The sequence below is a fragment of the Rhodoferax sp. genome (genome assembly GCF_044236835.1).
GTDB lineage: Bacteria > Pseudomonadota > Gammaproteobacteria > Burkholderiales > Burkholderiaceae_C > Allorhodoferax.
Window position 1 is genome coordinate 86950 of the sequence record NZ_JBIIGC010000013.1, and the last position, 23274, is coordinate 110223.

General features: G+C 59.6%; 20 protein-coding genes and 1 tRNA gene. 10 read left to right on the plus strand and 11 right to left on the minus strand.

The window, feature by feature from the left end; translation table 11 throughout:
• Positions 1-18: 18 nt before the first annotated feature.
• Genes ACILRC_RS10600 through ACILRC_RS10615 form a run of 4 tightly spaced genes read right to left on the minus strand, consistent with a single transcriptional unit; the run spans position 19 to position 3440 of the window.
• A complete protein-coding gene (locus ACILRC_RS10600; RefSeq protein WP_395669334.1) occupies positions 19-525 on the minus strand; it encodes a peptidylprolyl isomerase in 507 nt (168 codons plus the stop codon).
• The gene (locus ACILRC_RS10605; RefSeq protein WP_395669335.1) at positions 522-1106 is read right to left on the minus strand and encodes a peptidylprolyl isomerase; all 585 of its coding nucleotides are present in this window, start codon (positions 1104-1106) and stop codon (positions 522-524) included. Before ACILRC_RS10605 ends, ACILRC_RS10600 begins: the two co-directional genes overlap by 4 nt.
• A complete protein-coding gene (locus ACILRC_RS10610; RefSeq protein ID WP_395669358.1) occupies positions 1103-2287 on the minus strand; it encodes a L,D-transpeptidase family protein in 1185 nt (394 codons plus the stop codon). Before ACILRC_RS10610 ends, ACILRC_RS10605 begins: the two co-directional genes overlap by 4 nt.
• 25 nt (positions 2288-2312) lie before the next feature.
• On the minus strand, positions 2313-3440 hold the full coding sequence (locus ACILRC_RS10615) for a tetratricopeptide repeat protein (RefSeq protein ID WP_395669336.1): 1128 nt from the start codon (positions 3438-3440) through the stop codon (positions 2313-2315).
• Positions 3441-3685: 245 nt separating this feature from the next.
• Between ACILRC_RS10615 and cysS the strand changes: the two genes are divergently transcribed.
• From cysS to ACILRC_RS10655, 8 genes are all read left to right on the plus strand, one after another.
• Positions 3686-5083: a cysteine--tRNA ligase gene (cysS, locus tag ACILRC_RS10620; RefSeq protein ID WP_395669337.1), complete on the plus strand. Its 1398-nt coding sequence runs from the start codon at positions 3686-3688 to the stop codon at positions 5081-5083.
• Positions 5083-5733: a DNA-3-methyladenine glycosylase family protein gene (locus ACILRC_RS10625; RefSeq protein WP_395669338.1), complete on the plus strand. Its 651-nt coding sequence runs from the start codon at positions 5083-5085 to the stop codon at positions 5731-5733. Before cysS ends, ACILRC_RS10625 begins: the two co-directional genes overlap by 1 nt.
• A gap of 50 nt (positions 5734-5783) precedes the next feature.
• Positions 5784-6761: an acetyl-CoA carboxylase carboxyltransferase subunit alpha gene (locus ACILRC_RS10630; protein WP_395669339.1), complete on the plus strand. Its 978-nt coding sequence runs from the start codon at positions 5784-5786 to the stop codon at positions 6759-6761.
• An 18-nt stretch (positions 6762-6779) separates the two neighbouring features.
• Positions 6780-7760, plus strand: a complete 981-nt coding sequence (gene tilS / locus ACILRC_RS10635; protein ID WP_395669340.1) for a tRNA lysidine(34) synthetase TilS — start codon at positions 6780-6782, stop codon at positions 7758-7760.
• A 6-nt stretch (positions 7761-7766) separates the two neighbouring features.
• Complete coding sequence (locus ACILRC_RS10640; RefSeq protein WP_395669341.1) at positions 7767-9035, plus strand: aspartate kinase; 1269 nt, start codon at positions 7767-7769, stop codon at positions 9033-9035.
• Positions 9036-9071: 36 nt separating this feature from the next.
• Positions 9072-9164 (plus strand) — tRNA-Ser (locus tag ACILRC_RS10645).
• A 176-nt stretch (positions 9165-9340) separates the two neighbouring features.
• Positions 9341-10561, plus strand: a complete 1221-nt coding sequence (locus ACILRC_RS10650; protein ID WP_395669342.1) for a tyrosine-type recombinase/integrase — start codon at positions 9341-9343, stop codon at positions 10559-10561.
• A gap of 596 nt (positions 10562-11157) precedes the next feature.
• Entirely contained in the window at positions 11158-12006 is an 849-nt protein-coding gene (locus tag ACILRC_RS10655) for an ArdC family protein (RefSeq protein WP_395669343.1), read from the plus strand.
• Positions 12007-12388: 382 nt separating this feature from the next.
• Here ACILRC_RS10655 and ACILRC_RS10660 read toward each other — a convergent pair whose 3' ends face one another.
• From ACILRC_RS10660 to ACILRC_RS10670, 3 genes are all read right to left on the minus strand, one after another.
• Entirely contained in the window at positions 12389-14041 is a 1653-nt protein-coding gene (locus ACILRC_RS10660) for a hypothetical protein (RefSeq protein ID WP_395669344.1), read from the minus strand.
• A 123-nt stretch (positions 14042-14164) separates the two neighbouring features.
• Complete coding sequence (locus ACILRC_RS10665; RefSeq protein ID WP_395669345.1) at positions 14165-15631, minus strand: SEC-C metal-binding domain-containing protein; 1467 nt, start codon at positions 15629-15631, stop codon at positions 14165-14167.
• 85 nt (positions 15632-15716) lie between these two features.
• Positions 15717-16892: a restriction endonuclease gene (locus ACILRC_RS10670; protein WP_395669346.1), complete on the minus strand. Its 1176-nt coding sequence runs from the start codon at positions 16890-16892 to the stop codon at positions 15717-15719.
• Positions 16893-17289: 397 nt separating this feature from the next.
• Between ACILRC_RS10670 and ACILRC_RS10675 the strand changes: the two genes are divergently transcribed.
• Positions 17290-17607 (plus strand): integration host factor subunit beta, encoded by a 318-nt coding sequence (locus ACILRC_RS10675; protein ID WP_395669347.1) that lies wholly within the window; start codon positions 17290-17292, stop codon positions 17605-17607.
• Between the two features lie 262 nt (positions 17608-17869).
• Here ACILRC_RS10675 and ACILRC_RS10680 read toward each other — a convergent pair whose 3' ends face one another.
• Positions 17870-18853, minus strand: a complete 984-nt coding sequence (locus ACILRC_RS10680) for an alpha/beta hydrolase (RefSeq protein ID WP_395669348.1) — start codon at positions 18851-18853, stop codon at positions 17870-17872.
• A gap of 82 nt (positions 18854-18935) precedes the next feature.
• Between ACILRC_RS10680 and ACILRC_RS10685 the strand changes: the two genes are divergently transcribed.
• Complete coding sequence (locus ACILRC_RS10685) at positions 18936-19577, plus strand: TetR/AcrR family transcriptional regulator (RefSeq protein ID WP_395669349.1); 642 nt, start codon at positions 18936-18938, stop codon at positions 19575-19577.
• 477 nt (positions 19578-20054) lie between these two features.
• On the opposite strand, the gene ACILRC_RS10690 is transcribed toward ACILRC_RS10685, so the two are convergent.
• The 3 genes from ACILRC_RS10690 to istA are packed head-to-tail and all read right to left on the minus strand — an operon-like array spanning position 20055 to position 22509.
• Positions 20055-20183: a hypothetical protein gene (locus tag ACILRC_RS10690; protein WP_395669350.1), complete on the minus strand. Its 129-nt coding sequence runs from the start codon at positions 20181-20183 to the stop codon at positions 20055-20057.
• Complete coding sequence (gene istB / locus ACILRC_RS10695) at positions 20180-20995, minus strand: IS21-like element helper ATPase IstB (protein ID WP_395669351.1); 816 nt, start codon at positions 20993-20995, stop codon at positions 20180-20182. Before istB ends, ACILRC_RS10690 begins: the two co-directional genes overlap by 4 nt.
• A complete protein-coding gene (istA, locus tag ACILRC_RS10700) occupies positions 20992-22509 on the minus strand; it encodes an IS21 family transposase (protein WP_395669352.1) in 1518 nt (505 codons plus the stop codon). The genes istB and istA overlap by 4 nt, the downstream gene beginning before the upstream one ends.
• Positions 22510-23274 lie beyond the last annotated feature (765 nt).

Consider the following 23274-nt stretch of genomic DNA (forward strand, 5'->3'; position numbering starts at 1 on the left):
CGGGCGGTCCTGGCAGGCTTAGAGTGCGATGGCTTTTTCGATGCGCACGTCCTCAAGCGGCACATCGTCATGGAATCCCTTGCGCCCGGTCTTGACGGCGGTGATCTTGTCGACCACGTCGGTGCCCGCTGTAACGCGCCCAAACACCGCATAGCCCCAGCCGCTGGAGGTTGGCGCGCTGTGGTTCAAAAAGCCGTTGTCGGCCACATTGATGAAGAACTGCGCGGTGGCCGAATGCGGGTTGCCGGTGCGCGCCATGGCGACGCTGTAGGTGGTGTTCTTGAGGCCATTGTTGGCCTCGTTGGTGATGGGCTCGTCGGTAGACTTTTGGCCCATGCCTGGCTCCATGCCGCCGCCTTGCACCATGAAGCCGGGGATGACCCGGTGGAACAGGGTGTTGTCGTAATGGCCTTTGGCCACATAGGTAAGAAAGTTGGCCACCGACTTGGGTGCTTTTTCCTGGTCTAGTTCGAGGGTGATGACGCCGTAGTCGGCAACATGCAGTTCAACTTGGGGATTGCTCATGGTTGGGTCGAGAGAGTGACAGATTGGATGAGGATGGGCGTGAGCGGCACGTTTTGGTGCATGCCGCGGTTGCCAGTGGGCGCGGCGCGAATTTTATCGACCACGTCCATACCGGAGACGACCTTGCCGAATACCGCGTAGCCAAAGCCGTCCGGCTGGGGCGCGTTCAGGCCGGGGTTATCCACCACGTTGATGAAGAACTGGGCAGTCGCTGAGTTGGGGTTGGAGGTGCGTGCCATGGCGATGCTGCCACGGTCGTTACGCAGGCCGTTACGCGCTTCGAGTGGGATCGGTGCGCGGGTGGGCTTTTCTTTCATGTCGGGGGTCATGCCGCCGCCTTGCACCATGAAGTTGTCCATGACGCGGTGGAACACGGTGCCGTCGTACTGTTTGTCTTGCACATACTGCAAGAAGTTCGCCACTGTCTTGGGCGCTTTGTCGGAATAAACCTCCACGGTGAAGTCACCCAGGCTGGTTTGAAACCGGACCTTGGGCGCGCTTTGCGCATGCACTCCACTGAAGGCCAGGGCGCCAGCGCATAGCAAGAACAGTGCGCGGCGCTGCAGGGGGAACCATTTCATTGCAGGCTTCCTTCAAAAAAAATCTTCCATTGATCGTTGTTGCGCACCCAGTATTGGCGCTTGGTCCGGCCGGTGCGCGTGCCCTGTGGCACTTCGCCAAAGGTTACCACCATGGTCTCGGCCGTATCGGACCAGTGCAACAGGGAAAGGTCCTTGAGTTCAATCGTGCGGCCGCGGGTCTTGGCCAGCTCGTCCTTGAGTTGCGGAATCCACTGCTCCAGTGCCCGGCCATTGCTTCTGAAGTCGGGCGCATAGAAGGAAAGCACCTGATTCACATCGCCCAGCGTTTTGGCATTTCGCCATGCACGCAGCGCCGCCTCAAATGCGCCGCCGCTTTGCCGTACTGCGCGTGCGTCTTCCCACTGCAGGCGATCGGCAATCACCACCGGGGTGCTGCGCACCTCCACGGTTCGCAGGATGTGGTCCAGGTCGGGGTTGGTGAGAACCACGCATCCATCGGTGGCCAGGGGTGCCCGCGCGAACTGGTTGGGCGGGGTGCCGTGAAGCCAAATCCCACTGCCGGTTTTGCCACGCTTGAGGTCGAGGACGTTGGGGTAGTTGATGGGTAAGGCGCCCGCACCGTAAAAGTCTTTGAGTGACTTCTTGTCCAAGTTACTGGTGATGTAGTACACCCCCAAGGGCGTTCGCTGGTCACCCTCGATGGTCTTGGATAGGCCCGCTTTGCCGACCGAGATGTAGTAGTCGGAAATCAGCCGCATTCCCGCTGGCGAGTTTTCGAACAGGTACAGGCGCGAGCGCGATGCGTCCACTGCGATAGCGTGTTTGGTCTTTGCCGACAAGGCCACAAACTGCGAGGGCACCGTGCCTGGCAGGGGGCGTTCCCTGATGGCCTGGATGCGGCGCTGCGACTCTTCGCGCAGGTCTGTGAGATTGGGCCCGGCAATGCGGGCGAGGTCCTCTGGTACATCGCCCACGGTGCGAACGAAGCGGGTTCGAGCGGCCAGCAAGTCGCCATACACCAGCTGGGCGAGCTGGAAATGCGGCAGTTCGGTGGCCAGCTTTTGCGACTTGACCAACGCTTCGCTGTTCTGCCCGGCGCCGATAAGCTGGTAGATTTCTATCAGCCGCGCTTCTGCCAAGCCCGCAGTGTTGGCCGGGGCCTGTGCCAGCGCCGGTTGGGGCGCGCTGCCCAGGCACCATACGACCGCCCCAGTCAGCAACCACTTGGGCCAGCCGCTTCGGCACTTATCCACCGACCGACTCCTTGACGATGTACCAGCGGCCACCGCCTTTTTGCAGTTCTAGCGTCTTGCGGCTTGATACCGCCAAGCCATTGGCGCGGTAGTCTTGCCGAAACTTCACCGTAGCTTGGTTTCCATTGGTTCGCACACTCAGGTTGTCGAGCTTGACGCTGATGGTGGCTTTGCTGGTGATGCGCTGGCGGCGTTCTTTTTCCCACGCGGCACGCGAGAGGGAGCCGGGTGCATCAAAACTTTTGCCGTAAAAGGCGAGGTAGGTTCTCACATCTTTGGCGGCCCAAGCCGCAGCCCAAGCCCGCACGGTGGCTGTCACTTCGTTCTCATCGTTGGCGGTGCTTGCCGAATCAGGGGCAGCGGACGTGCTCTCCGTCCCTGGAGACACGGCCACTGGCGGGGCTGCATTGGTGGTAGCTGCTGGAGCGGTTGCCATTGGTGCAGCGGCCGGGCTGGGCATTGCGGCGCTGGAGGTTGCGGAGCCAGCAGGCAAGGGGTTGGCGGTGTTCAGGTTGACAGCGGCGGTGGCGGTGGCCGCTTTCGCTGCGGGCAGTCGCGGCGCTGGCAGCGTGGGCGGTGGCTTGCCTGCGCTGCTTTGCGCGCCAGACAAAGCGGGTGCTGCGGCGCTGGGCATGCTGGGGCGCTGCCCCCGGTTGGCTCCTACGCTGAACAACTCCCGAATCAGGTCCAGCTTAGGTGCGGCGCTGGCGCTGGCAGCGTTCTCGACTTGAAGTGCTCTGCTGTAGGCCTGGCTGGCTAACCTGGCGTACACATCGCCCAGGTTTTCGTGGGCCGTGGAATAACTTGGGTTGGTGCGTATGGCCATTTCCAAGGCGGTACGTGCCCGGTCCAACTGGTTTTGGCCCGCATACAGCACCGCCAGGTTGTTGTAGGGCTCGGGCAGCTCGGGGTAGTCTTCAGTGAGACGGGTGAAGGTGGCGATGGCGTCTTGGGTTTTGCCCGCATCGCGTTGGATGACGCCCTTCAAAAAGCGCATCTGGGGGTCTTTGGGCTGGGTGGCCAGAAACTGGTCCACTTTGGTCAGGGCTTCTGACAGCTTGCCCGCGCGCATCAGCTCGGACGCATCGGCGTATTCGTCTGCATAAGCACAGGGCAGCATCAGCAATGCAGCAACAGCGAGCCACCGTCTGAGCCACGATCCGTCGAGATGCACGCGCTTCAAGCCTCCTGGGTTGGTTGGCCCTGCAATTGAGCTGGGTGCAGGGCCTTATACTGCGGCGGATTGTATCTGAGGGGTTTGTACTATCCCCTCTGAGACGCCCCCCAAATCCCTCACAAATTCAACGAAAGCTTTCGCGCGCTTGCAGGTTTTTGCGACTGGACTTGAACAAGAAAAACGATCCGATGCGTCTGCGAATCTACAACACGCTAACCCGTGCCCTAGAGCCGTTTACTCCACTCACTGAAGGGCATGTCCGCATGTACGTCTGCGGCATGACCATCTATGACCTGTGCCACATCGGGCACGCCCGCATGATGATGGCATTCGATGTGGTGCAGCGCTGGCTCAAAGTCAGCGGCTACCGTGTCACCTACGTGCGCAACATCACGGACATCGACGACAAGATCATCCGCCGCGCGCTTGAGCGTGGTATCAGCATCCGCGCACTCACCGAAGAGATGGTGGCCGCCATGCACCAAGACATTGGCCTGCTGCGCATCGAACCACCCACCCTGGAGCCGCGCGCCACCGAGTACGTGCCGCAGATGCTGAAGCTGATCAGCACCTTGCAGACCCAAGGCTTGGCCTACCAGGGCCCCACAGGCGATGTCAACTTTGCGGTGCGCAAGTTCGCAGGCTACGGCAAGCTCTCGGGCAAGTCCCTGGACGAACTGCGCGCCGGTGAGCGGGTGGCGGTGGACGCCAGCAAAGACGATGCCTTGGACTTCGTGCTGTGGAAGGCCGCCAAGCCCACTGAACCTGAAGACGCCAAATGGGACAGCGCGCAATGGGGCCACCCGTTTGGCGTGGGCCGACCCGGTTGGCACATCGAATGCTCCGCCATGAGTTGCGCCACCTTGGGCGAGACCTTCGACATCCACGGCGGCGGTGCCGATTTGCAGTTCCCGCACCATGAGAACGAAATCGCCCAAAGCGAAGGTGCCACCGGCAAACCATTGGCGCGGTTTTGGATGCACAACGGCTTTGTGCGGGTGGACAACGAGAAGATGTCCAAAAGCCTGGGCAACTTCTTCACCATCCGCGAAGTTTTGGCCAAGTTCGATCCGGAGACGGTGCGCTTTTTCCTGCTGCGCACCCACTACCGTAGCGCCTTGAATTACAGCGATGTACACCTCAGTGACGCCCATGCAGGCTTGCGCCGACTCTACGCGGCCATCGACCAAGCCGGTGACTTGCCAGCCGACGGTGGTATCGACTGGAGCAATCCGGTTGCGCAGCGCTTCCAAGCGGCGATGGACGAAGACTTTGGTACGCCCGAAGCCATCGCCGTGCTGTTCGACCTGGCGTCCGAGGTCTACCGCAGCAGCAGTGCAGACCTTGCGCTGTTGCTGAAGCAACTTGGCGGCTGCCTGGGGCTGCTGGAGCAAGCGCCCAAGGCCTTTTTGCAGGCCGGTGCCGGCCTGTTGGAGGCCGACATCCTGGCCCTGATCGACCAACGCACTGCGGCCAAGGCCGCGAAGAACTTCGCCTTGGCCGACCAGATCCGCGACAGCCTGCGCGCCCAAGGCGTGGTCCTCAAAGACGCCGGACAAGGCACCACCTGGGAGGCGCTGCGCTGATGGCTCCAGCAAGCACCCCAGACGCCGTGCCGGTGACGCCAGATTTTTGGCAGGACGCTTGCAAGCACCTGATGAAGAAAGACCGGGTGATGAAGCGGCTCATCCCGCAGTTTGGCAACGCCTGCCTGCAAACCCGGGGTGATGCATTTGTCACCCTGTCGCGCAGCATCGTGGGCCAGCAAATTTCGGTCAAGGCGGCGCAGACCGTGTGGGACCGCTTTTCGGCCTTGCCGCGCGCGATGACGCCAGCCAATGTGCTGCGCCTGAAGGTCGACGACATGCGCACCGCCGGCTTGAGCGCGCGCAAGGTGGAGTACCTGGTGGACTTGGCCCTGCATTTCGACAGCGGTGCACTCAATGTCGCGCAGTGGGCCAGCATGGATGACGATGCCATCATCGCCGAGCTGGTGGGCATCCGCGGCATTGGCCGCTGGACCGCCGAGATGTTTTTGATTTTCCATTTGATGCGCCCCAACGTGCTGCCACTCGACGATGTGGGTCTCATCAACGGCATCAGCCGCAACTACTTCTCCGGCGACGTGGTCAGCCGCAGCGACGCGCGCGAGGTGGCAGCCGCTTGGCAGCCATATTGCAGCGTCGCGACTTGGTATATTTGGCGGTCTTTGGACCCGCTGCCGGTGGCGTACTGAGCGGGCGCAAAGCCCCCGTCGCAGGACCCCACCGTTCACAGGAGCATTGCATGGGAAAAAGAGTATTTCTGGACTTTGAGCAACCCATTGCCGAGTTGGAAACCAAGATTGAAGAGCTGCGCTATGTGCAAAACGAATCGGCGGTAGACATCTCCGCCGAGATCGAACAACTGGCGAAGAAAAGCCAGCAGCTCACCAAAGACATCTACAGCGACCTCACCCCCTGGCAGATCACCAAGATCGCCCGCCACGCCGAGCGGCCCTACACGCTGGATTACGTCGCCGAAATCTTCACCCACTTCACCGAGCTGCATGGCGACCGCCATTTCGCTGATGACCTCAGCATCGTCGGTGGCTTGGCGCGTTTTAACGGCACGCCCTGCATGGTGATTGGCCAGCAAAAAGGACGCGACACCAAGGAGCGCGGTCTGCGCAACTTTGGCATGAGCAAGCCCGAGGGCTACCGCAAGGCGCTGCGCCTCATGAAGCTGGCAGAAAAATTCGGTCTGCCGGTGTTCACCTTTGTCGATACGCCTGGCGCCTACCCCGGCATCGACGCCGAGGAGCGGGGCCAGTCGGAGGCGATTGGGCGCAACATCTTCGAGATGGCGCAGCTCGAGGTGCCCATCATCACCACCATCATCGGCGAGGGCGGTTCGGGCGGCGCACTGGCCATCTCGGTGGCCGACCAGGTCATCATGCTGCAGTACTCCATCTACTCGGTCATCAGCCCGGAGGGCTGCGCCTCCATCCTTTGGAAAACCTCCGACATGGCGCAAGAGGCGGCCGAGGCCCTGGGCATCACCGCGCACCGCCTCAAAGCACTCGGCCTGGTCGACAAAATCGTGAGCGAGCCTGTAGGCGGCGCGCACCGCGACACCAAGCAGGCCGCCGCGTTCCTCAAGCGCGGCCTGGCCGACGCCTACCGCCAAGTGGCCGACCTCAAGGTCAAAGAGTTGCTGGATAGGCGCTACGAGCGCTTGCAAAGCTATGGCCGCTTTACCGACACCAAGTCGTCTTCCAAGTAACTGCCTGCGCCGCCGGCCATGACGGTGTCGGTGCAGGCGGCGATGGCCGCCTTCGAGCCGGCCCTGCCCTTGGGGGTGGCGTTCAGCGGCGGCGCTGATTCCACTGCATTGCTGTGTGCCTGTGCGGCCAAGTGGCCCGGCCAGGTGGTGGCGCTGCATGTCAACCACGGTTTGCAAGCGGCAGCGGCTGACTTTGAGCGGCAGTGCGTTGCCACCTGCGCGCAGTTGCAGGTGGAGCTGCGGGTGGCGCAGGTGCAGGCCGGCGCTGCCCAAGGCCAAAGCCCCGAAGACGCTGCCCGCCGCGCACGCTACCAGGCGCTGGACCGCCTGGCCGCCGAGCCCGGTGGTGCAGGTCCGCTACCCACCATCGCCTTGGCGCAGCATGCCGACGACCAGGTGGAAACCTTGCTGCTCGCCTGGGGCCGTGGCGCGGGGCTTGCGGGCCTGAGCGGAATGCGTGCGTCTTGGCAGCGTGGCGGTGTGCGCTATGTGCGGCCCTGGCTGGGCGTGTCCGGTGCCGATATCCGGTTGGCGCTGTCCGGGTATGGGGCCGCGTTTGTTGAAGACCCCAGCAACACCGACTTGCGCTTCACCCGCAACCGGCTGCGCGCACAGGTTCTGCCCGCGCTGGCCGCAGCCAACCCGCAGTTTCGAGACACCTTCGCCCGCAGCGCGGCGCATGCGGCGCAGGCGGTGGAGTTGTTGGACGCATTGGCCGCAGACGACTTGCGCGGCGTGGCCCGACCAACGGACGGATTGCCCCGGATCCGCGCGCTGCAAACGCTATCGCCAGCGCGCCAAAACAATGTGCTGCGCTATTGGCTCAAGACCGCGTTTGGCGTGATGCCCAGCACTGCGCAAATGGCGGAGTTGCAACGCCAGTTGGCGGCCTGCGTTACCCGGGGACACCGCCTGCATTTGAAGGTCGGAGCGGGCCTGCTGGAGCGCAGTGGCGAGGTACTCGCTTGGTACAATCCCGCGGCTCCGACACACTCCTAAGTACCAATGGCCCTGATTGTTCACAAATACGGCGGCACATCCATGGGGTCCACCGAGCGCATCCGCAATGTCGCCAAGCGCGTTGCCAAATGGGCGCGCGCCGGGCACCAAATGGTGGTCGTTCCTTCCGCGATGAGCGGTGAAACCAACCGGCTCCTGGGCCTGGCTTCCGAGCTGGCCCCTTCCCGCCAAGACGCCGCCTACGCACGCGAGCTCGACATGCTCGCCGCCACCGGCGAGCAAGCATCGAGCGCATTGCTGGCCATTGCCTTGCAGGGCGAGGGCATGCAATCGGTGAGCTACGCTGGCTGGCAAGTACCTATCCGCACCAACAGCGCTTACACCAAGGCCCGCATCGAGTCGATCGACGACGCCAAAGTGCGCCAAGACCTCAACGCAGGCAAAGTGGTCATCGTGACTGGCTTTCAGGGCTTGGACGAGCTGGGCAACATCACCACGCTGGGGCGCGGTGGGTCGGACACCTCGGCAGTCGCCGTAGCCGCTGCGATGAAGGCTGCCGAATGCCTGATTTACACCGATGTGGATGGCGTCTACACCACCGACCCACGCGTAGTGGCCCAAGCGCGCCGGCTCAAGACCGTGAGCTTTGAAGAGATGCTGGAGATGGCCTCCATGGGCTCCAAGGTGCTGCAAATTCGCTCGGTCGAGTTTGCTGGCAAATACCGGGTGCCCCTGCGCGTTTTGAGCAGCTTCACCCCCTGGGACATCGACATCAACGAGGAGGCCGCCTCCGGCACCCTGATCACTTTTGAGGAAGACGAACACATGGAACAGGCCATTGTTTCCGGCATCGCATTCAACCGCGATGAAGCCAAAATTTCGGTGCTGGGCGTACCCGACACACCGGGCATCGCTTACCAAATTTTGGGTGTGGTGGCCGACGCCAACATCGACGTCGATGTGATCATCCAAAACGTCAGCAAAGACGGCAAGACCGACTTCAGCTTCACCGTCAACCGGGGCGACTACGCCCGCGCGGTGGAGTTGCTCAAGACCAAGGTGCTGCCCAAGCTGGGCGCCACCGAGATCATGGGTGACACCAAGATTTGCAAGGTCTCCATCGTCGGCATCGGCATGCGCAGCCACGTGGGCGTGGCCAGCAAGATGTTTAGGGTCTTGAGCGAGGAGGGCATCAACATCCAGATGATCTCCACCTCCGAGATCAAGACCTCGGTCGTCATCGACGAGAAGTACATGGAGCTGGCGGTGCGCGCCCTGCACAAAGCCTTCGACCTGGACCAGCCCGAACGCTGAGTGCGCCCAACAAGTCGTGACATAATCCAACCCGCTGGAAACGTGACCGAGTGGCCGAAGGTGCTCCCCTGCTAAGGGAGTATGGGGTGTAGAGCCTCATCGAGGGTTCGAATCCCTCCGTTTCCGCCAAAAAATGGTTTTAGGTAGTCCAATGCGGACCACCAGAGACCCCTAAAAGCCCCTCTACCAGGGGCTTTTTTGTTTTCTGCCGTCCGATGCGGTTGATTGACATCCGACGTCAACCGGGGGCATATTTGGGGGCATAAATCGGTACTTCCCGATGCCCCCAGAAATGTGCCCCCAAAATGCCATTGACAGAGCTGCAATGCAAGAAGGCTTCATGCCCTGATGACCGTCCGTACGTTCGCCTTTCAGACGAGCGGGGCATGTACTTGGAGGTCACATCAACGGGCGGAAAGTACTGGCGGCTCAAGTTCCGTCACCTTGGCAAAGAAAAACGCCTCGCTCTTGGCGTGTATCCCGATGTGACGTTGGCGGTGGCCAGGAAGGCGCGTGACAAGGCCCGCGAGTCCATTGCAGTGGGCGAAGACCCGTCTCAGATCAAACGAGAAGCCAAGCTGACGCGGGCACTCGATGCCGCAAACAGCTTCGAAGTGATTGCGCGGCTGTGGTGGGACCATTGGAAGGGGCCGAAGAGCCCAAGGCACGCCGATTACGTCATTCGCAGGCTGGAAGCGGATGTCTTTCCTGCCATTGGGTCCAGGCCAATCGCCAGCATTACGGCGCCCCATTTGTTGGCAATGGCGAAGGGGATCGAGGCGCGTGGCGCTGTCGATATCGCAAAACGATCATTGCAGACTTGCGGTCAGGTTCTGCGGTACGCAGTTGCTCACGGAATCATCGAACGCAACCCAGCAGCGGACGTCAAACCATCCGATGCGCTCAAGCCCCGAAAAAAGGAAAACTACGCGCGTCTTGACGCCAAGGAGATGCCCGAGCTGCTGCGCAAGATCGAAGCGTATCAGGGCAGTGCTTACACACGGCTCGCCATCAAATTGATGGCGCTCACCTTTGTGCGCACAGGGGAGTTGATCGGTGCGCGTTGGTCAGAGTTTGACTTGGAGGCGGCGGAATGGCGCATTCCTGCTGAGCGCATGAAGATGCGTACGCCCCACATCGTCCCGCTCTCACCGCAAGCTGTCGAGGTGGTTCAAGCATTGCAAACTATGGCGAATGGGCGTGAGCTTGTCTTCCCTGGCGAGCGGGATCACGAAAAGCCGATGAGCAACAACACCATCTTGGGCGCGTTGAAGCGAATGGGGTACGCCGGACGTATGACTGGCCACGGATTCAGGGGCGTGGCGTCCACTATCTTGCATGAGCTGGGGTATGCCCATCACTTGATTGAATTGCAGCTGGCTCACCAGGAGCGAAATTCGACGGCGGCGGCATACAACCATGCAACTCATCTAAGGGATCGGCGGGCCATGATGATGGATTGGGCGAAGCACCTTGACGGTCTTCGCAAGGGAAACGTTTTTCAACTGCATGGCACGGCCGCGTGAACTCTTCGACCGATTCCGAAGCATGGTGCGGCTAACCGCGTCGGGGTCTAGCTCGCACCTTCGAGCGCGCATCCGTTAAGCAAAGAATCTGAGCTTGTGCCATCGGCGCGTGCGCCGACCGTGCCCGGCGTGAACCGAGTCTTGGGTCTCGGCCTATCAGGCTTGGTCACTTGTCAACTCGCGGGGGCTGCTTATGCAACCCCCTGGCGCATGCTATTTGCCCATCCCCCGAAAGCTCCCGAACCGTGAACGGCTCGGGGTAAACCACCCGTCTGTCTCGCCTAAAAACTACCTTGCCAGTCGCTTTGCTTGGTGGCACGCCAGTTTCAGAACGGCGGAACTGACGAATACCAAAACATGCCATCAAGCCCTTCACCCCCACCAAGCGCCCGAACAGTTATGCCGGGGACTTGGTGGGGGTGACAGACAACGGGCTTGAAGGCCTGTTTTTCATTTCCAAAAGCACCCCACCCCTAATCCCCGCCCCGCTGGCAGGGACTCTCCCCCTATCCGTTCCCCCAAGGGAAGACGCCGAGAGCCGAGCGAGAGGGTAACTTTTTAAAGCCCTCCGAACTCAACTTCAAAGGGGCTTTCGTATGTGCATTCGTCAAACCATCACCAACAAAATCATCAGCATCTTGGAAGCTGGCACCGCCAAGGGCGGGCCACGCTGGACGCAGTGCGCGGGTCAGGGCTTGCCGCGCAATGCAAAAACACAGGAACCATATCGGGGAATCAATGTGCTGCTGCTGTGGTCCGAGGCAGCCGAACGTGGTTACAGCTCTAATCTTTGGCTCACGTACAAGCAAGCGGAAACCATGGGCGCGCAGGTCCGCAAGGGTGAAAAATCCGTGATGTGCGTTTTCTTTGACAAGATCAAAAAAGAGTCTGACGACGGCCAGGAAGAAATTTTCTATCCCATGGCAAAACCGTTTTGGCTATTCAATGCGGCGCAGATTGACGCCTTACCAGAGACTTTGACCGCACCACCAGCCACGCAAGAATTTAGCCCGGTGTTGGAAGCGGAGCAGGTACTTGCCAAGACCGGCGCGACAATTCGTCACGGCTTTGACTGCGCTTTTTATGTGCCGAGTCGGGACGAAATTTGTTTGCCGAATCGGGAGCGTTTCACCAGCGAAGTGAATTACTACGCCACAGCATTACATGAACTGGCCCACTGGACCGGGATCGAGTCACGCTTGAATCGCACGTTTGGAAGGTGCTTTGGCGACGATGCCTATGCCATGGAGGAACTGGTGGCCGAGCTGTCGGCAGCGTTCAGCATGGGTTCATTGGGCCTGGTGAACGGCACGATTGAGAACCACGCGAGCTATGTGGATGGCTGGCTCAAGTGCCTAAAGGCGGACAAATCTGCAATTTTTACCGCCGCCAGCCAGGCTGCGAAGGCATCTGATTTCATCCTTACGTCGCAGGCAAATGCCTGATCAAAATGGGTTGCGCTGCCCAGTGTGCGTAGGCCGGAATTCACTGACCATCAATTCGGCAATTGGTGACCAGTACGCTGGTCATGACCACCGGCAGCTATCGACCCATAGCGGAATTCCGTGGCTTCAGACTCATCGCCAGAAAGCTGACATTCAGGATTGGTCCGTCAGGAGGGTAAGAAGCCCTGAAATACTCCGATAGACCGCACCTTTTTTGTCGAGGTTTCTTCGGTTGCGGCTTTACGAGAGGACTGCGTCCTCGCGACTACGCCTTTCACGATGCACAAAGAGATCCGGCTTCGCCGGGTAAAGCTCATTCAAGCTAAGTAAGTCGCTGATGCGGCCGGGCGCCACCCACGATGGCGCGCGGCAAGACCACAGGCTAGCGATCGAGAACGCGACCCAGAGGGCCGTTCAGGTTTGAGAATGACACGATGACCCCATCCAGCACGAAGTCGAGCGCGCGTCCATAACCCTGCTGGAGGCTTGCGGTGTCGAAGCCGAGATCTTGGAGTCGCGGAAGAGCATTGGCGAACGTGTCGTGGGCATCGGCGATCCGCAAGTCGTGCGCTACGAATAGCGCGGCGATTTTTTCGTTGCTTTCCCTCCAGCCCGGCGGTTCATCAGCGCTGGCGAATGCTGTGGAATCTTCGTCGTGCGCGTCGAGCCGCTCAGAGATGTTGAGGATGGCCTGCAGCAATTTGATGCTCCCTAGATCAGCCACCTCCTTTTTAGGGCAGCCCCCAGCTTCGAGAATTCGCTTCAAAAAGCCATTGGGGATTTTTTGCCAGATCTCATGGAGGCTTTTGCAACGAGCGAGGAAGTCCTGCTCGGACATCGACAACGGCGCTACTTGTGCCAATCGGCTCAACTGAGGGTAGTGAAGCCATCCATTGGCCTTGATGTCCGCCGCAGAAAACCCGACAAGGTCCTCGGCAGATTTTCCTTGCCCAACATTTGCGCCCAATCGCGAGAGGTGATCGCCCAACGTCAAAAGCTCCACCAAAAGCCGCCTCGTCTTCGACGCGACGTGTTCTTCATTCAGATCAAACTGGGCGACCGTCGCGGGGCTCAGCGCGAACGAGCGCGCATGAAGTATTTCCTGGTCAGGCTTGGGCTTATAGAGCTCTCGAAGCGAAACGCGGACGAGATTCCGGCCCACGCGTCTGCAATCTGTGAAGCTCCACTGGTTGCGATAGGACGGGCTGCAATGCCACTGGTCATGATGAAACACAGGCGTGGTGTCGTAGAACCCGCTCTTTTCATATCGTTCCAGAAAGCGGTCGTCGAGATGAATGATGTGGACTGCTCGATCTGCGTTGGCGCTGGAGTGCGTCACCAATCCCGTCACCCCAGGCCAGTCGATGTTGTCAGCCGTGCGCTCGGGACATAATTCGCAGGAAACAGCGTCGACGGTCGCCCACACCTGCAAGAGCAGGCCTCCATCCTTCTCGCTTATGTCGATTTCATACCACCCCGCCTCCGGCTTGATATCGATGTGCCGCTGCCCATTCATCAGTTGCCTTAACTCCGCGCTGTCGGGCAACTGCGCCTGATAAAAAAATGTTCGCACGCCCCTCGCGCCACGCAGCCATAGATACTTTCTCAGATGAGAGTTCGACATGCGCCATGTGACGTCACGGGAGGATGTGTAGTGATATTCGCGCGCAACCTCGCCATCTGCGACAGCAAACTCCGGCACGCCCAGATCGTCGTAGACAAGGCGTTGTTGGTCATTTCCAATGCATCTGGGTGAGAGGCCAAGGGCCATCCACACCTTTTCGGCGAGGTGGTAGGTGTAATACGACCCATCGCCCCAGGACGCGACGATGTAGTCATACCCAGACATGCTGGGCGCAAATTCTGCCGAGGAGCCCTTGGTGCCAAGTACGGGCTCCGAGAATGACACCACACCGCCTACGCATTCGTCGAATATGGTCAGTGGGCTTTCAATCGCTTCGGGCACGACGGCCACGAGCATGTGCACATATTCGGCGTTGGGCCCATGAGGGTCGACTTCGACGTCGCTGGTCACTTCGACTCGCTCGAGAGGGTCGAGACCGACAGGGCTTAGCAGCGTTCGGAGACGGGCTGGCAGGGTGCCCCCACGGATAGGGAACAAAGCGAGGTGGTCAATGAGGGGCATGGTGTCGGCAGTCTATCTGCCGTGGCAGTGTTTGAATTTCTTCCCCGATTCGCATGGACACTTGTCGTTGCGGCCAGTCTTTCCGGGGCGGCTGGAAACGGGCCGTTCGTCGTCGTTGACGAACTGGGTCACGCGCTCATTGAATTGCTGCAGCTTGTCTGTGTCGAAGAAGTTGAAATTTTCATTCAGCCCTTCGTAGTACAACCTTTGCTCCGCAGGCCACTCGGCGCACGGCATCAGGATGAAGTCCTCGCCAGTGTTGTTGCGAACGAATTTTGGGTTCTCGATTCCGATCCCGACGACCTTGGCCAGATGATCGAACTTGTTCTTCGCCGCACCGCACGCGATCTCCAGCATGAACTGGCGCTTGCCTCGATAATCTAGCGCTGTGCGCAGGGCCTCCGGCATACGAAGTTGGAGAAGCACATATCCCGCGTCGTCATGGAATGACGGGAGGAAAGTGACCTGGCGAGTCATTCCGGAAGGCTGGTCAGGAAATCTCTCGGTGGCGTGCAGCATTCTTTCGGACAACGCGCGGCGGATGAACCGCGGTTCTCTCACCATCTCGAAGATCGCGCTTTCTCCCCGGACGATGTTCGAATTTCCGCCAAGCGTGCCGTCAAGGCTGTTCTGGCAAGTTCGTTGTATCAGCTCGTCCCAGAAGTATGATATTTTGTCAGCGCGCTTTGTGCTTTGATAGGTCGGCGACTCGATGAAGGTTGCCCATTCGCCTTCGCCAATGTGAATTGATGCAACGTCTTCATCACGCGTGCCAATCAGATATTGGCCCGCCTCGCTGTCGAAGTTGTAGAGGTAATGGGCCAGCAGGTCTTCTTCACCACAGTAGCTCAGGGCGGCATATCGAGAGATGGCTCGCATCTTCTCGCGGAAGTAGCATGAGAGATCCGTGATCGTGTCGAGTTCGCCCAGCACAATCGGCATGTTGTGGCTGTCCAAGACATGCACCGGCGAAGCTCGCTCGAGGTCAACGTGAAATGGGACGGACGGCTCCGTCTCCATGTCGGAATACGTGATCGCCAAGCTTCCGTAAACGTTCATGGGAGAAGCATTTTTACAGGCGTCCTTCGCGCCGTGCGCGACGATAATTTTATGGAAAACGGCCTTTGCTGGATCGATGCCGATTGGAAATGGTTGGGCGCGCTTGCCGTCGACATAAACCGGCCTGCCAAGGCGTAGGTAGCGCTCAGCGCCGTGGGCCGTCTTCACTTGACGGTCGATGACATTCCTACGCCACCGGTCCCACAGTACTTGAGGGTCTTTGTCCGATTCTTCGGGAAGCACGTTCTCGCGGTCAAAAAAGATGAAGACGTCGTCGCCAAAGACGGCCAGCAGATCGCACAGCTCATGACCATCGTCTTTGAACGGATTTGGATACGACCACAGCTTTAAAAAAGTGTTCTCACAGAACTTCGCGAGCAGCCTTTCAGTTTCGGTGACGCCTACGGACGGCTTTGACATCGACGAGCTCCTTTGAATTTTTTACCTACGGTCATGTTCGACTCTTAGGACAGGTTAGCTCTTGCCGGTACGCAGCGACGTGCGCTCATAGCTCGAAGGCCCAAGAAGCAGGATTGAGCCAGCCAGCTGCATGCAGCTCCGCGATGGACTTGCCATCATCGATGTTCCTCAACAACCGACGGACGATGGCTGGGAAGGTGGCGCCCAGGGCCGAGTCCGGGAGCTCGCAGACCGCATCAACCATTGGCTTTCCATATTTGGCGAGGTGGTTCTGACGACATTTCAAGATGTCGTTAACTTGAGCGGCGGTGAGGTGGACCGTGATACGACGCGAGAAGTCGTCGTTGCGCTTCCCTGGTGGCCAGAGCCGCATCTCGGCATAGTCGCTTGATCCAATGCTCCCAATTTGCGCGAACACGCCTTCCACGACAGCGCGGACAAGCATAGGCATCTGCTTCTCCCAGCTGTAGCGCAGGCTGTCTTTGAGGCTGGGCGCTTGAAACAGAAATTTTAGGCTTCGCACTGCCTGCGCTTCCCTAGCGGCCATTATTCTGAGCTCTTTACGCAAGTTGACCCGCTTCTGCCGAACCTGATCTGTCCTTTCGACTGCCTCAAGTGCCTGGATCTGCTGAAGGAGTTCGTCTGATTCAATCTGGCGGATCACGACGCGACCATTGGGATGGTCGTCGAGGTCCAAGGCGAGTTCTTCCACTGCAAGCTCGAATCTACGATCCGTGAACGGCAGCACTCCCCCTTTGGTGAACCATGTCGCCAGCAGAGGCTCTGGCTGCGCGCCGCCCACTGCACCGAAGTGCTTTCGAGCCACGGTGGGCTCAAGGGTGACCCGGCGAACAAGCTCTGACCATCCCAACAGAGTCACCTCGAACTTGTTGGCCTTTCTGCGTGCCTCGTTCGTCGTGCGCAGATGCTCCTGCAACTTGGTGTCGTCTTGTGCCGTGGTGACGATGTAGAAATGCTTAAGCGGTGGCTTGAAGGCCTCGGCATCTCTAATCTCGCTGCCAATCTGTGCAACCGTCACCTTGCTGACCGGCCACTTCGTGCGGCGCTTGCACTGGATGCCCACCGGATAAAGCGCGTTGTGACGCGCCACAATATCTACTCCATCCTGGCTCTGCCCCGAACGGCCGTGACGAACTAACGAAGCGTCGCTCCACATTGTCTGGAAGAGATCCGCGCACATCTCCTCAAACTGATCCCAAGACTTCGGAGGTGCGTACTCGAATTGCGTGTGATCGACCATCTCAATCTTCCTCGGTTCGTACTAAATGTCGTACTTAGTGCCTTCAGTAGGCATGCTGATTTTCACGCCACCAGCAGGCAGTCCAGCTATCGCGGCAATCGAGTCTTTAGGTCGAGGATATCAGTGCGAAAAGTTGAATGAAGGATTGGCCTCCCGATACCGGTCGTTCACCAACGACCGCAACTGGCCCACAGATGACATTGATCGCCTCCAGAGCAACTCACTCTGATCAACACAAGAAAAAAACCGCTGTTGGTGGTCAGCAATTTCCGGAACAGATGGTCAAGTCAACCGGAATACGGACTGATGTTAGCGGCTGTCCAAAAGCGCGCCTAAATGGCTTTTGAACGCGCTTTTTGGGCGAATCCTGAAAAAGCTGCCTTATCCTTCGGAGCGAATGAACCGAACAGACCTTGTGCAATTTCTCTCCGAACGGTTCAGTCAGCTGACACAGGGGGATGCTGAAGCCGCCGTTTCGACCATCTTGGAGGCGATGACTAGCGCAACGGTGCGTGGGCAGCGCATTGAGATCAGGGGTTTCGGTAGTTTCTCAGTCATTGACCGTGCCTCGCGGATGGGTCGTAACCCGCGCAGTGGCGCTCCAGTGGAGATTCCTGCGGCGCGCGTGCCGCATTTCAAGGTAGGTAAGGCGTTGCGGGAGGCTGTCGATCTGCCCAGTGAAGAGGTTGCTCCCGCAAAGAGTCAGGGTAAATGAAGGTCGGGTATGGGGAAAATCGTAAGCCAGCTATGCCGCCGATTGTGGTCTTAGGCTTGTGACAGTTCTAAGGCTGGAGTGGGCCAGTTGCTGGCAATTGCCAATGACCGCTTTAGGGAAGTGACTTTGATGCTTCCATCTGGCGTACTGTGCCGAATCGAATCTTCAGCTTGAGGCTAGGAGCGGACCTTCTGATGCCACCAACCAATGGGCAGGTTTCCGGTTAGGAGTGGTTGTTCAACGACGGCAGGTGTGTGGGAGCTCAACTCGGAGTGATATCTGCCACCACGTGTTGGCCCCACGGTTTGGCCGGCGCCTTCATGAGTTCGGTTTCAGATAGCGGCTTCAACCATTCTTCCACCGCAGCCATCAGCTCCTTGTAGGCGGGTTGCTCCAGCGGGAGGTGTGATCCGTTGCTCAGCTCGCGGAATGTTTTGGGAGTCTCGATCCGATCGAAGACTGCCTGACTGAGTGCTGTCGGCGTCCAGTCATCCGCACCCGGGTGAACCAGCAGGAGGGGACAAGGCAAGGCAAGAGCGCCGACTTTACACGCATGCAATGTCCTAAAGAACCTTGTCGGAACCTTCAGCCCTCCCAGCAGCGGATCGCGACGAAAGTACGCGGCTACCTCTACGTCCCGCGACATCTTGTCCAGCGGCGCGGCCAGCCGAAGCGGAAGAACCACCCTGTCAAGGATAGACGGCAAAGCACTGAATCCCACTATCGACGCGTGGCCGAGCCACTTCCACCGCGCGGAACGAGCAAAGATCACACGGTCGCCCATGTCCAGCAGCGTGGTGGCGATGACGCCGGCAACGGATCGGGCGCGGGTCGCTGCGAGAGCCGCAGTCAAGCCGCCGACAGATAAACCGAAAAGGACCACAGGTCCCGAGACGCGGTTGGCGACCTCGGCCACCACTGCCGGCCACTCTTCGTACTCCCACCTGAACCCTGGTGCTGGTGTGCTCAGTCCGTATCCGGGCAGATCCGGCGCGATCGCACGCCACCCCAGCGCAGCGACGGCATCACCCAGCGGCGCAAGAATTCGGCCATGCCCGCCGCCACCATGGACCAGGACGATCGTGCCACGGGGTTGGGCATCTGGTTCCCAGGTGTCCAAGTGAATGGCATGGCCCCGGATCGGCATGCTTGATTCCTTGGGCTCGCGCAAGATTGAGATGCCGAAACGCCGCGCAACCAGCGCCTTGTAATTGTTCCACGATGGAAGCTGTGAGTAGCTTTTCATTTGTTGACCGCCAAGCCAGCGGATTAGCCGAGATGGGAGTGATAATATCGAGCCATTGCTCAACTTTCAACTCGGATTCTGCATGGCGACGACAGGCAGTCAGAGACGCTCGCAAGCCCTTGTCCGCAAGCCGAAACAAGACCGTGCACGTAATACGGTCGCCGTGTTATTGGAGGCCGCTGCTCGGGTTCTCGTCGAGCGCAGCTGGGACGGTTTCAATACCAACGCGGTTGCAGCTAGGGCAGGCGTCGCCATTGGCTCGCTGTACGAATATTTCCCCAACAAGCAGGCCTTGGTCGACGCAGTCGCTAACGAGCACCTCTCGAAGGGCGAGGCATTGCTTGAGAAGGCCTATGCCGACGATCGATCGTCCATGACGCTGGAGCAATTCGTGCATGCGCTCGTTCAAGGCTTCATCAAGATTCACCACGACGATCCTGCCCTTCACCGCGCCTTGTCTGGTACCGTTCCGCTTTCGTCGCACGTCACCGCGCGTGCCCGACAGCTTTTGGAAGCAACGGTCATGCGCGTCGAGCATCACCTAAGTGGCGTCGTACGCCAGCCGAAGCTCGTCGCGACACTCTTGGTTGAGACCACGGACGCCGTGGTCCATCGCTGGGTAATCGACCATGATGGTAAGCCGGTTACCGAGCACAGCTTGTCGATGGAACTCGAACGGATGCTTGGTTCCTATCTGCGCTCTCTGATTGAGCCCGGGATGTGACTCGGGTGACCTCTGCGCCAAGTTCACAGGGAGCTGGCCCTGGTCGCCGCGGAAGGCTTTATGCGCCATTGGCGTCGACTGCTGCCGGCAGATGCGTGGCCTGAGTCCCGGGGCATAGCTGGGCGCCAGCGGGTAGATTGGACCGCAGCTTTATGGCGGCAAGATCGGGGCGCACAAGGGCGGCCCAGGGTCGCATCCGGACCATCGCAACGGAGTGATCAACGTCGCCTACCGCTGCACGGCCGTCCATCGTACCTGTCCGTTGATCCCTCATCGAATGTCAGCTAACGGGCCATGAAGCTGAGGTGCTAGAAGACTGCTTTTGGGTCGGGAACTGCCCTTCAAGGCCGCTAACCGAAAGACGGCTCCCAACCCATTGCCGACCTAGAACGGCACATCCCCAATATCAATGTTTGCTGGCAGTGATGGCGTTGTGACGGTGCGGTCTAGGCGTGCAGCCTGCTGAATCTTCTTCGCCTAGCCGTCCAGAACCTCAAATACTGCCAAGGCCTGGGCGGCCGTCCAATGCGTTGGCAACTTCCACATGGTGGAACTGTTGCCTTCTTCCTGTGATCGCTGTCCCATCACCAGATTGCGCCGTGTCATGGTGTTTTGCCTTTGCGGGGCGCAGCCGCACGGCTTGCCGCCTTCTTCTCTGAACGCGCCTTCGCCTCCTTTAGTCGGTAAGACTCGCCCTCAATGGCCACAATCTCGCAGCGATGCACCAACCGGTCAATTAACGACACCACGCAGGCGGCATTGGGAAACACCTCGTGCCATTCCTTAAAAGCCCGATTGGTGGTGATGACGGTGCTCTTGTGCTCGTAACGCCGACTGATTAGCTCGAACAGTAAATCGGCGTGCCGGTTGGAATACGACAAGTACCCCACCTCGTCGATCAGCAGCAAATCTGGTGCCGCGTAATGCTTGAGGCGGCGGCGCAAGGCAGAGTCACTGTCCAGTGCCGCCAGCTCGCCCAGAAATTGCCCGGCAGTGATGAACAACACGGTGTGGCCCTGAATCAAGGCCTGATGGCCCAGATTGCAGGCCAGCATGGACTTGCCGACCCCGTTGGGCCCCACCAGCATCACGTTGCTGGCGTCTGCCATGAACGATAGCGTCATCAGTTCCTGGATGGCCTGGCGGTCACAGCGCCTGGGCCAATCCCACTCATAGTCTGCCAATGGCTTGAACTTGCCGATATGGGATGCGCGCAAGCGTCGCTCCAAACTGCGCTGGTCACGCTCAGTTTCCTCCCACCCCAGCAATTCAGTCACCCAAGCCAGTCGGGCGGGGTCACACACCAGCGTGTCCCAGTGGGCCAGCAGTCCGGCCAGTCGCAGTTCCTTGGCGCGGGCTTGGAGTTGCGCCATGTTGGCGCTGACTGATGTGCTGTTCTTCGGTGTGCTGCTCTTCATTGGGTGTCCTCTTCAACATCGGTGTCAGGGGTGGGTGCTTGCAAATCGTCATAAGCATCCAGCCGGTGCGGCTGAACCGTCACATCCATGCGCTGGGCTCGCTCGGAGAGTTGCGGCACGATCAGTGGGGCATCCTGTCGTTCCTGGCGCGCACGCTCCAGAGCATGGCGTACCGCGTTGTAGTGAGGAACATCCCGGCGCAAGGCTTCGAGCACCGCCTCTTGCATGGCCGGTGCACCGTAGTGATCCAGCATTTGACCCAGCACCCGCGTCATGGAGGCCAGGTGGTGGCCTTTGGCGGCGGCGCTGGTCATCAGATCCGCCATGGCAGGTACCGATTGGGTCAGTTGGCTCATTCCCCTGTGCTGGCGGGCACCGCGTTTTTGCTGTACCAGATCCTCCACGTGAACCGCAATTTCGACCTGAACACCCTTGTCATAGCTGCGCGCATGCTCGGCAAGCACCACTTCGCCATCGAGCACGCGGACCCAATCCGCGCTGGCCAACACCGTCACGGTGCGCTGTACATGGGTGTGCGGGATGGAATAGTCGTTGAGATCAAAACGCACATAGGGCGTCTTGGCCACCGATACCTCTAGACGAGCATCCACCGGGTAGGCGTCCATGGGCAGTGCCATCAGCTTAGGCTTCTCGGTCTCAAACGCCTGGGTCACAGTTAACTGCACACCTTCTGGCCATGGCCGGGTAGTCGCAGGTCCATCGGTCCAGGCTTTGGCCTGAGCGTTGAGGTCCGCCACGTCCGCAAACACACGGGCGGCAAAGAAGTTGTCGCGGATATAGCGGATTGAGCGTTCCACTCGTCCCTTCTCGTTACCGCGTGCGACCGCCACGGGGCGCGGTTCAAACCGGTAGTGGGCCGCAAAGGCCAGGTATTGCGGATTGAACCGGATGGCATCGCCCATGCGCTCCAGTACGGCGCTCTTGAGGTTGTCCGAGAGAATGACTCTGGGAACACCGCCCCATGCCTCAAATGCTAGAACATGGCCACGCAGGAAGCTGTCCATCTGGGCATTCAGGCTGAAGTGCAAGAAGATGCGCCGGGAATACGACAGCACCATCACGAATGCCATCAAGGGCCGCTTGGCTTTGCCAACCACCACATAGCCCATATGGGCCCAGTCCACTTGGGCTTGTTCACCCGCCAGGGTACGCAGTCGCAAGTAGGCCTCGGCTGCAGGCCGCGGGCGCAGTGGCGCCACCAGATGGCGAAAATGCGAACTGCCGCCACCATAACCACGCTCCTGAACCATGGCGTACAGGCGACTGGCCGCCAGCGTGGGGAACTTTGCCAGCGTCTCCTGGATGAACGGCATGAATGGGTCAATCAGGCGGACTGGCACGGCGGCAGGTGCACGCAGCACACTGGAGACTGCCAAGACGCGCCGCACGGTGTCGCGGTGAACGTGCAATTGGCGGGCAATGGTGCCGATTCGCCATTGGTCGGCTAGGTACAGACGCAGGATCTGGGCGCGCAGTTCAGGGGTAACAACCATTACGCACCCATCTGCTGTGGCGAAGAAAGCCTTGGCGCACCAGGCCTGGACAGGGTGATTTGCACCAGTGGCAGCGCCAGACTGGCGCAGCTAAGCCGCTGTGGGTGGTGCCGACCACAATTGACTCTGATGTTGACGATGTACATAGCGATAGGGACTGTGAATCTGGCGGGAGTGCCGAGGTTGATTCGTTGACCGGCAGTACAGCATCGGTAGGGGCGGCCTGGGAACCGTGATGCGTCACTATCTTTGCTGAGGCTGCGCGGCGTTTGCGCCATTGGTGCATGCGCGCTGCGTGTTTGTGACGTCCGGTGCGACTTTGCTGGTAGCGATTACTGGCCTCGCGTTGGCGGCTTCGACGGGTGATATTTGCACAGCCATTGACGCAGTAGCGATGGCCACGGTCACATTGGCTGCAAATCAGGACTTGTGTCTGGCAACGTGCGCATAGGAAAAGTCTGCCGGTCTGTTCGTGCAAGACACCTCCGGCAGCACCTCAGTATTGGCTGGATTATGAAACTCGCCCATCCGGGTGGCCCTCGGGCCACCCGGATGAATTCAAGTGATGGATCGTTGAATCGGGATCAATACCGCGCTCAAAAGCCAGAAAAGTGCGCTTCTGGACAGCCATTCACAACTGAACCGCCCCGGGTTTTGAGGAGGCTCCAACACCTGAGAAGATGGAGCCATGAGAAAGTCAACGAAGTTTTCCCCCGAAGTCCGCGAGCGCGCTGTGCGCATGGTGCAGGAGCACCGTGGCGAATA